Origin of the sequence: Cohnella abietis (genome assembly GCF_004295585.1) — a bacterium.
In the GTDB taxonomy this organism is placed as follows: domain Bacteria; phylum Bacillota; class Bacilli; order Paenibacillales; family Paenibacillaceae; genus Cohnella; species Cohnella abietis.
In genome coordinates this window covers 4,775,750-4,789,748 of record NZ_AP019400.1, presented here as the reverse complement: position 1 = coordinate 4,789,748, position 13,999 = coordinate 4,775,750, and the positions used below count along the sequence as shown (strand labels likewise).

The 13,999-nt window shown below is 41.6% G+C and carries 9 protein-coding genes; 8 read left to right on the top strand and 1 reads right to left on the bottom strand.

What is annotated here, in order from left to right; genetic code table 11:
- Window positions 1-189 precede the first annotated feature (189 nt).
- Complete coding sequence (locus KCTCHS21_RS21115) at window positions 190-1,179, top strand: aldose 1-epimerase (protein WP_157994089.1); 990 nt, start codon at window positions 190-192, stop codon at window positions 1,177-1,179.
- Window positions 1,180-1,202: 23 nt separating this feature from the next.
- Here KCTCHS21_RS21115 and KCTCHS21_RS21110 read toward each other — a convergent pair whose 3' ends face one another.
- Complete coding sequence (locus KCTCHS21_RS21110) at window positions 1,203-3,185, bottom strand: methyl-accepting chemotaxis protein (protein WP_130612988.1); 1,983 nt, start codon at window positions 3,183-3,185, stop codon at window positions 1,203-1,205.
- Between the two features lie 384 nt (window positions 3,186-3,569).
- Here KCTCHS21_RS21110 and KCTCHS21_RS21105 point away from each other — a divergent pair, with 384 nt between their 5' ends.
- The 7 genes from KCTCHS21_RS21105 to KCTCHS21_RS21075 all read left to right on the top strand — a co-directional run bounded on the left by KCTCHS21_RS21105 (window position 3,570) and on the right by KCTCHS21_RS21075 (window position 13,998).
- Window positions 3,570-5,378 carry a cache domain-containing sensor histidine kinase gene (locus tag KCTCHS21_RS21105; RefSeq protein WP_179952629.1) on the top strand — a complete coding sequence of 603 codons (1,809 nt, stop codon included), beginning with the start codon at window positions 3,570-3,572 and terminating at the stop codon, window positions 5,376-5,378.
- 27 nt (window positions 5,379-5,405) lie between these two features.
- Window positions 5,406-6,737: a response regulator transcription factor gene (locus KCTCHS21_RS21100; protein ID WP_130616630.1), complete on the top strand. Its 1,332-nt coding sequence runs from the start codon at window positions 5,406-5,408 to the stop codon at window positions 6,735-6,737.
- A gap of 97 nt (window positions 6,738-6,834) precedes the next feature.
- On the top strand, window positions 6,835-7,755 hold the full coding sequence (locus KCTCHS21_RS21095) for a carbohydrate ABC transporter permease (protein ID WP_130612985.1): 921 nt from the start codon (window positions 6,835-6,837) through the stop codon (window positions 7,753-7,755).
- A 3-nt stretch (window positions 7,756-7,758) separates the two neighbouring features.
- Complete coding sequence (locus KCTCHS21_RS21090) at window positions 7,759-8,631, top strand: carbohydrate ABC transporter permease (protein ID WP_232057909.1); 873 nt, start codon at window positions 7,759-7,761, stop codon at window positions 8,629-8,631.
- Window positions 8,632-8,756: 125 nt separating this feature from the next.
- The gene (locus KCTCHS21_RS21085) at window positions 8,757-10,202 is read left to right on the top strand and encodes an extracellular solute-binding protein (RefSeq protein ID WP_130612982.1); all 1,446 of its coding nucleotides are present in this window, start codon (window positions 8,757-8,759) and stop codon (window positions 10,200-10,202) included.
- Between the two features lie 142 nt (window positions 10,203-10,344).
- The gene (locus KCTCHS21_RS21080) at window positions 10,345-13,077 is read left to right on the top strand and encodes a discoidin domain-containing protein (RefSeq protein WP_130612979.1); all 2,733 of its coding nucleotides are present in this window, start codon (window positions 10,345-10,347) and stop codon (window positions 13,075-13,077) included.
- Window positions 13,078-13,236: 159 nt separating this feature from the next.
- A complete protein-coding gene (locus tag KCTCHS21_RS21075) occupies window positions 13,237-13,998 on the top strand; it encodes an ABC transporter ATP-binding protein (RefSeq protein ID WP_130612975.1) in 762 nt (253 codons plus the stop codon).
- The last annotated feature ends 1 nt before the right edge of the window (window position 13,999 follow it).

Genomic DNA, 13,999 nt, shown 5'->3' with positions numbered 1-13,999 from the left:
GTTTCGTCGGTGCCACTTTTCCTTGATAAGGGAGGGGGGTTCCCCCGTCCCAGCTCCATTTAAAAATAAACGCTCCTCCACCAGCCCTAGGCTGAAGGAAGAGCGTTTATTTTTGCGAGACTAATATTGACGATGAAGGTAAGTTACTTATATACTTTTACAAAATCTTCATTTGGTGGAGGAACGACAATGACATTGCATTATGCTAAACAAGGAACCTATGAGAATGAACCGGCTATTCTCTTAAAGCACGGTAGCTATTCTGCTATTCTATTACCAAGAATCGGAGGCAATCTCATATCATTCCGGGATGACGACCGTGATTTCCGTTTTATCCGCGAGCCTGAGGGAGCCGATTGGGAGGCCTTTGTTGAAAAGCCTATCGTGCATGGCATTCCGGTGTTGTTCCCGCCCAACCGATATGATGGCGGAGTGTTCGAGTTCGATGGACGTACATATCGTTTCCCTATTAATGAAGAGGAAACAGGCAATCACATTCATGGCTTCATAAGCCAATCAGAGTGGGAAGTCGTTAGCTTAAATAGCTCAGAGCAGGAAAGCTCTGTCACAGTTAAGCTGATCTTTGACGAGAAGCACGCTGGTTATGTCTATTTTCCTCATCAAATCGTGTTTTCTCAAACCTTCACCTTATCTAACAGAGGTCTCGAGCACAGATTCGAAGCTCTCAACGAAAGTGATGTAGCCATCCCGTTTATGCTAGGATTCCATACGAGCTTGAATGCTCCTTTCGCATCGGGCAGCAGTAAAGACGATTTAGAATGTGGAATCTCCATCGGTGAACGCTGGGAGCTAAACGAACGGATGCTGCCTACAGGTGACCAGCTAGCACTCAGTGAAGGTGAGTTACTCTTGAAGGAGGGTAAAGGAAGTCCTTATTGCGCTAGCTTCGACAATCATTACACGAGCTCAGGTGTAGGTGTTAATGAAACGACAATATATGATCGTCGGTTAAATGTTCGCTTCGTATACGAAGCGGGAGAAGCCTATAAGCACTGGATGGTGTATAATGCCGAAGCTAATGGGAAATTCTTCTGTCCAGAGCCGCAAACCGGCATGGTCAATGCCCCTAATTTAAAGCTGCCTGAGGAAATAACTGGACTTATTCGCTTGGAGCCGAGCCAACAGTGGGCTGCGGGTAGTCGAATGTATGTACAGTAACTAACTATGAGACTCCAAATCTACTAATTGAGTTTGGAACCCGTTGTTGATGAAAAAGTCATTAAAGTTGCCTGCAAAGATAAGGAGAGGGTCTCCAGCTCTTTGGCGATATCGACAACTTCTTTGCTAGATTGTAATTGACCTGAGCTGAGAGCAGCAACCTGCTCGGACGTCGCAGATGCTTGCTGAGAGAAGCTACTTACATTGGAGATCGACTTGTTTAGAAACTGCTGCTTGGATTCAAGCTCAAGAACATCTAGCTTGATTTGATCTACATTAAGGGTAAACGCCTCAGATTTCTCATACACGTTAATAAAGATGGAGTTGGCTTGTTTTACTGCCTGAATTTGGTTTTGCAGCAGGGGCAGTGCCTGCTTTAATGCTTTTACTGTTTGAGAAATCTCGTCCTGTATCGTATCAGTCATTTGGTTAACCGTATGGAGTGAGCCGTGCGTTTGGTCAGAAAGCTGTCCCATTTCTTTAGCGATGACCCTAAAACCTCCGCTCTGTTGACCCGAGCGGGCGGCTTCAATTCCTGCATTCAAGGAAAGAATTTTAGAATCCTTCGTGATCTTATTCATCATACCGAACACCTTTTGCATTTCTCCTGTGCTTTCCTCTAGCTTCATAACACGTGAAACAAGCAAATCAATCGATTTCTCAGATTCTATTGTCATTTGAACTACCTTTTGCATGAATAGCTTACCATCTGATGAGGCTAATCTCACATCCTGGGAGGAAACATTAATTTCTTCTGTGGCATTGGCCACACTTGTGAGATCAACGTTCATAGATTCAACGATATGGAAGACATGATCCGCTTCTGCTGCAAGCTGAGTAGAGCCTTGAGCAATCTCACTTGTCGCCGTTGAGATTTCCCCAGACGATATCGCTGTATTCTGGGATACGTAAAGGAGATTAGAAGAAGTATTTAACACCTTATGAGCGGATTGCTGTGTTTGCTCGATCAGCAGCTTCATTTGGCTCATCATCGTATTAAAGCTGGTGGCTACTTCGCCGATCTCATCATTTCTTTTGAAGTGCAGCCTAACGTCCAAATTTCCTCGGGAGCCTTCGTTAAGCATACTGCGGATTTTTAATAATGGTCTGCCAATATAGAGTATGATGAAATAGCCAATGACTAGAGCAACGACCCCGGCTATAATACACATGAGGTAAGTCAGGTTGCGAATGACCTTTGTATCAGCTACGAGCTCTTTAAGGGGGACAATTCCTGACAAGGTCCACGTCGTTCTTTTGAGCGGCTCAGAGACGATAAGATTGTCTTTCTTCCAATGATCTTCTACGAAAGCTTGTCCCGCATCTTCTGCAGTGGATGATACTAGAATGCTGCCCTTATCATCGCGAAGAATCATTTTAGAGCTTTCACTGAAGTGAATTCCATTTATGGTTTCCGAGAGCATGGTAGAATCGACTTCGAGTACAATAAGGAGCTTGTTAACCATCCTGGATAGGGCAAATAGATTTCCTTTAGCTAGCCCTGTATAGCCATTTTCCTTCATAGGCAACCAAAGGACGGTTCCTTTCATTCCTGTTACCTTGGCATACCACTCTTCTTTACGGTCCAGCATGACCAAGCCTGTGGAGACAGAAGAAATCGTTTCATTCTCATTGGTCGTATTGAATAATGTAAGAGATTTAATTAAGGTATTAGACCTAGCGATCTGATTTAAGGTTTCTTGAATCGAAAGCTTGGCCCTCATTTGAACTGCTGGATCTGCCGATGGGTCGAATAAAGATTGTATTTGTGCTTGAAGGTCCCGATTTGTGGAAAATTGTAGTGACATATCTTCAAATTGCTTTAGCATGAGGCTAATTTTTTCACTTGCTTCTTTAACAGTCTGTTGCGATACAGCTTCCATCTTTTTTTCGATTATGGACTGGGATTTGGTATATGAAATCATACCGACAAGGAGAACGGATACGAAAGTTGAAACAAAAAACAAAATGAATAGCTTTGTACCCACCGATCTAAACATTGTCATGAGTTGCCCCCCTAGGCAGATCTATTCAATATTATCCATACCTCTTATTGTAAGTGCTTTCAGTTAGGTGGTAATGTGCCGTTCTACGCGAAATATGTGTGCTTGAATGTTTTGATAGAGGTATTTGCAAATAATTGTAATAATTTGTTCTTAATCATAAAAAAATCTATTTTATTGTGGAATTTATAAATCTGGGGTTGTTTGCGATTAATTTTGTTGAAATACAAATTGGAAACTAAAGGGTTTAGGTTGAGGATATAGAAGTACTAGATATGCGCAATTCTACGTTAAATGTATGCGCTTGTACGTAGTTAGAGCTGTACACTCCAAAAGGCATAAGGAATTGCTCATACTTAGAATCGACAAGAAGTTGGAGGAAACCCTATGTTGCTTTCGCGGATAAAAAATCCCTTAACGAAGTTAAATGTAAAACAACAAATGGTTTTGTTGTTTTTAATATTAGTTAGTCCTGTTTTCCTTCTCAACTGGTATGCGAACACCAAGGCAGAACAAATATTAAAGTCACACGTCACGAATGCTTATGAGGAGCTAAATAAGCAAAATCATTTTCTTATTAACCGGGATATCGACTCCATTAATCGGATAATGACGACGATTATCCAGAATCCGACTACTCAGAAGATGATTATTAAGGACAATGAGATACAATACGACCGCGTCAAAAAATATTCGGAGATGAGCACGCTTCTTAGCAATAATTCCGTGGCTATTTCCGGTGGTGAAGCGATTTATTATAATCTGTTTGTTTACGACCCAAATGGGAGTTATGAGTTTGCTCCTACAGTACCCAGTTTAGACCGCCAAACGTCCGCTTCATCGGTCTTTTTCTACACGGATCAGAACAATATGCCTTGGATAAATATTGCTTTGAAGCAAAAGGGGAAGGGAATACTCGTCTATATTGATAACTTAGGCCCAAGAGCAGACCAGAAAACGCTTGCCTACTTACGTGTAGTAAACAACATCTCTAAAGGAAACAGTGTAGTAGGCATTCTCGTTGCGACGAAGGTTGAGAAAAAAATTGAGGAGTCTTTTAAAACGGTCTCCTTGCCGGAAGGTGGAGAAATCTACCTGACGGATTGGTCTAATCGGATTCTAGCTTCCTCAACATCTCAATTAGGAGACAGCCTAGTCTTGCCGGAACAGAGCGAGACTGGAAGCGAAACGACGAATACGATAAAGGACGATTATATTTATGTTACTCATTCCAAATATTCTTTAAATCAAAAGCTAGTATATAGAATTCCGGTAAAGTCTCTCCTCCAGCAGCAGAGTGCCTTAAAGAAAGTCATTCAGCTCATTTCAATTGTTTATTCCTTGTTTGCTCTTGTTGTTATGATGTATTTCTGGAGATCATTAATGAATCCGCTACAGAAGCTTGCGGTGTTTGCTCGTTCACATGAACCCGGAAAACCATTATCGAAAGAGTCGTCTCAAGAGCGCAATGACGAGGTGGGGGTACTTATTTATTCCGTTCATAATATGGCCAATCGAATTAACGACATGATTCATGATCGATATTACATGGAGATTAAGCAGAAGGAGTCACAGCTACAACTCCTATACCAACAAATTAATCCGCATCTTCTATACAATACGCTTGAGAGCATTTATTGGAAGAGCTCTTTGGAAGGCAATACAGCATCGGCCGAAATGATCAAGGAGCTTTCCAAGCTGATGAGGATTAGTCTGAGTAGAGGGAGAGAGCTAATCTCTCTGGAAGAGGAGCTAGAGCACGCTGTTGCATATACGAGCTTGCAGCAAAAGAGATATGAATATGGCTTCCGTGTCCGATGGAACATCAGTAATGAGGTTCTCCAAAACCTAATCCCCAAAATCACCCTGCAGCCCTTAATCGAGAATGCCATTATTCATGGAGTTATGAATATGGGGGAGGATGGAGAGATCACTATTAATGCCTATCAAACTGAAGAGAACATCATATTAACAGTAGAAGATAACGGGTATAAGGAAACTGATTATGCTGCTATTAATCAGATAGTAAACGAAGCTCAATCAGAAAATGTATCAGGGTATGGGATACGTAATGTTCATCAACGAATTCAACTACATTTTGGAGATCAATATGGATTACATTATGAAGCCCGAGACGGCGAGGGGACTCGAGTAAACGTCCTTATTCCAAAGAGGGTAAGTATGGAATCTTATTGAAACCATTAACTATAAGGAGGAAAAATGATGTATAACATCTTAATTGTCGATGATGAGCCGTTAATTTGTAGAGGGCTAGCCAGTCTTCTTGAAACCTCGGGTCTTGATATATCGAATATTTACACAGCACATAATGGCTATGAAGCACTGGATTACGTGAAGATGGAAAATATCGACTTGCTAATAACGGATATACAGATGGGTGCAATGAGCGGTATTGAATTAATGCAGCAAGCTAAAATCATCAAGCCTTGGGTTCAGGTTATCGTCGTATCGGCCCATGAAACTTTTCAATATGCCCAGCTGGCAATACGTTTAGGGGCAAAGGATTATCTGATTAAGCCCATTAATAGTGAGCAGCTGCTTAATTCTGTTCGCCATGTTTTACTTCATATGGACAGGTCTGCACTTAATCAGGAGGATATGATTTCAGATTTAAGGGAGCATTTTCGCATGGACCAGCCTCTTCCCCAGAGAACTGAAATATTAAACCGACTGCTGACGGAAAAGGACAAGATTTTCACAGAGCAGATGTATGAGCTAGAAGAAATTAATCAAGTTTCGCTCAAGGGACCTTATTTTACAGTCATAAAAATACGATTAGATTTCTCATCAAATTCCAAAGCCGCAACATTCGCTGATAAGGATAGATTACTTCTTCAATATGCCGCGCTCAATATTGTGAACGAAGTGCTAGACAAGAAATGGGATCATCACTCCTTCTACTCTCCTCATGAGGAGATAAGCATTATTATTCAATGGGATGAGACCAGCTATGGTGATTCAAGTGTCGACAAAATTAATCAGCTCGAGATGATAGGGCGCAGCTTGCATTTCAATATACATAAATTTTTGGGCTTTCAGAGTATTGTTGGCATTAGCCAAATCTTAAAAGGGCGCGAGTTTCTAAATGAGCTAAATGAACAAGTTAACAAAGCAATTGTATGGAATCGTGAGCACAAAGATCATCATGTGTTCTATTTCGGGGATTTTAAGTGGGATATCATTTGTGAGGATCCTACGGAGGAAGATCTGGTCGCTCAGAGTAACATGATTGTGGAACGTGCCAATGAGTATATTCATCAGAATTATACACAGAAGGGCTTGACCTTAAACGAGGTAGCTCAGAAAAACCATGTTAGTCCTAATTATCTTAGCTATCTTTTCAAGAAAAATACCGGAAGTAATCTTTGGGAGTACGTCATTAAACTGCGAATGGATGAGAGTAAGCGATTAATCCAAAATACAGATTTGCGTAGATATGAGATTTCAGAACGAGTTGGTTACGAGTCTCCTGAGCATTTTAGTAAAATTTTCAAGAAGTACTTCGGAATTAGTCCTAGCGAAATGAAGAAGTAGGATTACCCATGATCCCAATAGATACACACATGTTCACTTAGCCTCCCTTTTCCTACAATAGTACTTAGCAATAGAATACAGGAATGAGGGAGACAAGATGAATCAATCAACAACTGTTCCATTACGTTCCTTGGATGTGAAGCCCAAGAAACCTCTCATGAAATGGAAAAGACACATCTGGGGATATTTGTTTATCCTGCCTGCCGCCGTAATTTTCTTTATGTTCTTATGGATGCCAATTGGCAAAGGGATTGTCTTCAGCTTCTACAAGATTGACTTCGTTAAAGGGGATTCTTTTATAGGATGGGAGAATTACTTAAGGATCTTTAAGGATGCCGATGTCACCGTATCTGTAAAGAATACGCTCTACTACATGTCGCTCGGCATACTAATGGGGTTCTGGATTCCAATCTTGTTTGCACTAGCTATATCTGAGATGAGAAGGTTCCAAGGTTTTGCGAGAGTTGCTGCATACTTACCGTATGTTGTTCCTTTTGTAGTTCTATACGGATTGTGGAAGTGGCTTTATGACCCAGTTGGACCTATCAATGCCGTTATAGAAAAAATAGGGTTTGATCAAGTATTGTTCTTAACAGACAGGGCTTGGTCGATGATCTCTATCGTATTTATGGAAACATGGCAAAGCTTCGGATCAGCCATGCTTATCTACTTAGCTGCAATCATGAGTGTGCCTAAAGATTGGTACGAGGCAGCTGAGATTGATGGAGCAGGCGTATGGAAGCGGATCAGACATATTACTTTACCAGCAATTAAGAACCAAATTGTTCTATTGTTTCTACTTCAACTCATTGCAACATCTCAAGGGTTTCAAACTCAGTATGCAATGCTAGAGGGTGGACCGAATAATGCTACACTAACGTATGCATTGCTCGTCCAAAGATATGCCTTTACTAGACAGGATTATGGGACAGCATCAGCTTTAGGAGTACTTATGTTCTTAGTTCTTGGACTGCTAGCTGTTATTCAATATCGCATGTCCAACAAGGAGGATGCATAAGCCTTGAAAACCTTCGAACGAGGAATATTATCTGCCCACGACTTGAAGAAGCCGGGAACTAGAATTGTTTACTATCTCATAATGCTCCTTGTCGTAATTATGGCATGCTCAATGTTATATCCTATGCTGGTTATATTTTTTAACGGTTTGAAGCTTAATACCGAGGTTAACTCATTCCCGCCAACATTTTTGCCTTCGGAATGGCATTTTGAGAATTATCGCAAAGCTTGGGGTTATATTGAGTTACCGATGTATTTCAGAAATACAATGTTTATCTTTATTGGAAACATGGTAGTGACGATAATTGTCCTCGGACTTGCGTCATTCAGTCTTTCTCGTATGAGCGTTCCCTATAAGAAAGTAATCTTTTATTTCTTTCTTTTGACGCTATTTATTCCACCAACAACCTATATTATCCCTAACTTTGTCAATCTGAGAGACCTGGGCTTAATGAATAGCTTCTGGGCCTTATGGTTGCCTGCTGGGGCGAATGCTTTCTATTTGTTACTACTGAAATCATTTTTCGACAGTATTAACATGGAGCTGTTCGAGTCAGCAAGAATTGATGGGGCTTCGGAAATAAGATTGTTCTATCAAATTGCGTTTCCATTATCTGTACCGATCTTTGCTACATTGGCTATTTTCGTATTTGCCACTGCATGGAACGACTGGTACTGGCCTGGTCTGATTATGTCAACCAATGATAAATATCCACTAGCAACAGCCATTAGTAAGTATGTAGTCAATATTCGCAGATTGGATGTCAATCTTCGATTCGCTATTCTTTCAATGGTCACCTTACCTCCTGTAGTTGTGTTCTTGCTTTTCCAAAAATATATCGTTCGAGGACTAAATTTTGGTGGCATCAAAGGGTAACCGTTCATCATAGCATGCGTAAATCTGCACATGATCGACATAGGAATACACATCGCCTTGATGAATGCGCCTCCATTATGATGAGCGTGTAAGCTAAAAACTCTTAAACGAAAAGGGGATTTTCAATGCGTAGAATTTCAACGATTATTGCTTGTCTTATCGTGTTCAGCTTGGTACTAGCAGCTTGTGGTGGTAAAAACAACAACGGCAATTCATCACCTTCAGCTTCATCTAGTGCGCCTGCTGAGTCAAACTCAGCTGCTACTCCTGAGCCAGAAGAACGGGATATTACGAAAGTTAAAGCAACAATCAGCATCTATTATCCAACTCCTGACCAAGTAGAATTACGTGCTCAAGAGGATGACAAGATCAAACGGTATAACGAAGTGTTCCCTAACGTTGAGATTGTGAAGAGCGACTGGCAGTACAAACCTGATGAAATTGGAATTAAAATGGGGGCGAACGAAGCTCCAACATTGTTCAACACTTACGCTACAGAAGGGAAATTCCTTGCTGAGAAGGGTTGGGCAGCCGATATTACGGATCTGTACAACGCTTATGAAAAGAAAGATCAAATGAATCCAATTCTTCAAAACCAATTCGTTATCAATGGAAAAGTATACGGTATTGCTCGTGATGGATATGTAGTTGCGACAGTTGTTAACAAAAAGATGCTTAACGACAAGGGCGTTGCTCTTCCTCCATTAGATTGGACTTGGGATGATATGTACAACACAGCTAAAGCAGCTGCTGATCCGAAAAAGGGAGTTTCCGGTATCGCTCCAATGGGTAAAGGAAATGAATCCGGATGGAACTGGACTAACTTCCTGTTCGAAGCAGGCGGAGAAATTCAAAAGATTGAAGGCGGTAAAGTTACAGCGGCCTTTAACTCTGAAGCTGGCTTAAAAGCAATCGAATTCTACAGCAAGCTGAAAGAAGCTAATGCTATTCCTCAGGACTGGGCTCTTGGCTGGGGAGATGCAGTAGGTGCATTTGCACAAGGCAGAACAGCAATGGTTATCGCAGGTCCAGATGGTCCGCTTGATCAAGGTTTGAACCAAGGTGGACTGAAGCCAGAAGATATTGGTGTATATCCAATGCCAGCAGCTACTGCAGGCGGCAAACATACAGGAATCTTGGGTGGTAACTTCCTTGTAATCAACCCGAATGCAACGAAAGATGAGCAAGAACTTGCTTTCCGTTATGCAACATTTGATTACTTCTCTGATAAAGGCTTAGCTTCTGCTGAAGAAAGCATTAAAGCTCGTAAAGCAGAGAACAAATTCCTAGTTCCACAAATTATTTACTACTACAAAGATGATTCCGAATATGGCCAAAAAGTAAAAGCGGTTTATGACAAATACGACAATGTATACCAATATGACCCTAAAGTGATTGCGTTGTTGGATGGTAAACCAGAAGCACAATACAACACGCAAGATTACTATGGCGCAATGACTAACGTGGTTCAAGAAGTATTCTCCAAAAAAGGTGTAGATCTTAAAGCTCAGCTTGATGCAGCTGCTAAGATCGTCCAAGAGAAATTCTATGATTCGATCAAAGTTGAATAGTAGAATAAAAGCTCTAATAGCTTAAAAATAGAGGGTTGTCTTGGGCAAACGATAAGTTTGCAAGGGGCAACCCTCTATAACATCATAAGGTGAAAGCGAAGCAATCCTTTGAGCTTCAAATTCAATAGTAGGGGGATGACTCGTGGCCAGGCTTAATTGGCAGTCCAGAAAATTATGGATTTCGGCAGGGAGTATCGTTATTATTCTGGCGATTGCTTATATTTTTCTATTTGCACCTTTTAGTGCGAAAGCAAGCTTCAAGGATAAAGATGGTTTATTGATTGTTAGTAACTCCAAATATGAAATTGCGTTTCATTCGGATAATGGGGCAATAGAGTATTTGAAGAACAAAGATACCGGAAGCAATATTACGTTAGGCAATCGTGAGAAGGCGCTATGGTGGGCTTTCTTGCAGGATGATACGTCGACTAACGGGAAGAAAGCAGAAGCGTTCTCTTACAATTGGAATTCTCGTAAAAATGAGCTCGTCTTTCACTATGCTGGACAGGTGAAGGTAGACATCACAGCAAAATTTACGGATAAAGACCGAATTTACTTAAATGCAGCAGTAGATAACCAAACGGACAAGACGATTAAGTCATTCCGATTCCCTTACGAGCTTAAGGTGGAATCCGCTGGTGTTCAAGATGCCATACTCCCTATGCTACCTGGAGCTAAGCTGAAGGACACATTCTTCAAGGAAAGCAATTCTTTTCAGGATCAGTATCCTGGCGTTATGTTTGCTTCCTACTTAGGACTTCGCACGGCTGGCGGAAATTTGGCTGTATATGATTTAAGTAACGATATCATAGCAACGACAGATCTAGGCTTCAAGAATCAGTTAAATGACTCTGGTAAGACAGGAATTATTCACGATTATAAGACGTGGATTGATGCTAAGAAGCAATGGGATAGTCCAACGGTTGTGCTTGAGATTGGCGATTATGATACTACAATCGCTAGCTACCGCGAGCTGAACAAGATGGATAAATATCGTTCATTGGCCGACAAGCTAGGGAAGGATAAGGAAGCTTACTTCCAATCACCTTTCTACAAGGTCGATATCTCAGCAATTAAGGATGGAAGCTGGAATAATCTGACGAAAAACTATTTGGATAAAATGAATTACAACGGAGTCATCCATCTGGTAGGGTTCCAGAAGGGTGGGCACGATGAGAACTATCCAGATTTTATTCCTCCAGATCCGCAATGGGGCGGAGAGCCGGCATTCAAGGCATTCGTGAAAGCAGCGAAGGATAAGGGAGATAAGGTCATCCCTTACACGAATATGTCCTGGTGGGGAAATAACTCTCCTACTCTAGCTAATCTCCCTTCAGGTACAACAATGGAGGATTTAATTGTTGTGAAGGACAATAACGCGATCATGAAGGAGGATTACGGCAAGCATAGCGGATATGTTGTAAACACGGGTCATCCATTCTTTATTGAACGGACGGCTGAGGAGCACAAGAAGCTATTTGAGGAAGCTGGCTTCGATGGCGTTTTCGAGGATCAGTGGGGCATTCGTAATTCTCCTTATGTATTTAATAAAATAATTCCAGCAGGCACTGATCCGTCAACTGCTTATTTCCAAGGTGTGCGAAATTACTTCAGCTCTTTGAAGGGCAATATGTACATGGAAGACGGAACAGATGTATTAGCGAAAGATGCTGTTGGCTTCATGGGCTCAACTTATTTGTGGGATATACTTGGCTATCGTAAGAATACGTCAACTTATACGGAATATTACCCACTAGCTGGAATGCTGTTCCGTGATAAGGTTATGCAGTTCCACCATGACTTAGCTGCTGAGACGATGACAGACGATCAAGACATGCTGAGATGGAATCTTGCGATGGGGTATAACCTCAGCACAGACTTATTCAATGGGATTGCTAATCCATGGGTGGATACGATCGGTATATTCCAAAAATTCATTCTATCTCAATACGCTGATTCATTGGTGGTGAGCTTTAATCAAGTGACACCAACGGTTACCCGAACAGACTTCGGTAAATATAAGGTAACAGCAAATTGGAATTTGAATGAGGCTTATGCTTTGGATAATGACATATCGCTTGCTCCAGGAGGCTATTATGTTGCTTCCAACGACGGCAATCGCAGAGCAGGTAACTATGCTCGCTTAAACGGTTTGGACTTAGACGCAGGAGATCATAATTTGGTCGAAATCAGAGAAAAGGATTCCATTCGTATTTATCAGCCGATTGGTTCTGATTCGACATTAAAGATTAAGAAAGGCAAGGATTGGCCTCATGGAACCGCGGTCGCTTATCAGGCGAATGGAACGAAAATCGCTGATCTTCCTGTTAAGGAAGAAGGGGACTATGCCATCTTTGATTACGTAGCTTTGATTAAGGAACAGAAGGTAGGTTATGTAGAGCTTACTTCTTCCAAACAAGCGAGTACAGCGACTGAAACCTTCGAGAAGGTTAAAGTACAGATCAATTTAGCGCTGTTACAGAAGGTTTTCTCGACCTCTAATACAGCAGCGGCATTCCCTGCAGAGCTTGCAGTAGATGGGGATCCTTATACCTATTGGGAAAGCACGGCAAAGAAATTCCCGCAATCGCTCACACTCGATCTTGGGGCTGAGAAAAAAATTAGTAAGCTTATGTTAAAGCTACCACCTCAAGATGCGTGGGAAGCTCGTGATCAAGAAATTGAAATACTCATTAGCTCAGATGGCGATTCGTTCAAATCTATACTACCGAAGAAGTCATACACCTTCGATCCGAAGAAAGCAAACGAGGTAGAGATTGAATTGGGCGAAGTGAACACAAAATTTGTACGACTGACCATTACTGGTAATACCGGATGGCCTGCTGCTCAAATTTCCGAGTTTGAAGCGTATTAAAAGTAATTTCAACCGCTTCGAGTAAACCTCAGGTTAGTCTTCTATGCACATGATAACAGCGTTGGATCTCGTTACGATCCAACGCTGTTATCATATTCGTTGGAACATCGAAACTGGCTAGTGGTATGAAACCAAGGAAGTAAAGGAGGGAGCATGAGGATGAGCAATAGAGGGACAGTCATGTCAGTAAGAAATTTAAGTAAATCCTATCATACCAAAGATCAACATGTGACTGCTTTGAGTAAAGTTACGTTCCACTTAACGAAGGGTGAAATGCTGGCCGTGATGGGAACAAGCGGTTCAGGAAAAAGTACACTATTGAATATATTGGGGACGCTAGATGAACCGACGAGCGGTGACATTTTGTTACAGGGCGTTAAACTGGAAAAGATGTTTATTGAACCTCACGCAACGAAGTTTAGGCGGGAGAACATTGGGTTTATTTTCCAATCCTTTCAACTGCTGAAGGATTTGAGTGTAGAAGAGAACATTGCGCTGCCATTAGTTTTGAAGGGGCTGCCCAATAAAGAGATTCGCGATAAGGTGAATCGCATGCTGGAGTTAGTGGGTCTAATGCATCATCGCACCCATCGACCGGTTGAATTATCGGGAGGACAGCAGCAGAGGGTTGCGATTAGCCGGGCACTAATTACATCCCCACCGATCGTGTTAGCTGATGAGCCCACGGGGAACTTAGACTATAACACCTCCAGAGAGATATTAAAGGTGATAACTGATATGAAGCAAGCATTCGATCAGAGCATCGTTATCGTTACCCATGATCCGATGGTGGCTACCTATGCAGACCGAGTGATATTTTTCCATGACGGCAATATTGTCGATGAGTATGTTTGTAAGTGCCAGCAAGATGAAGATATGGATCAGATTTTAATCAAATTTAGACAATTATTGGAGAGATAAT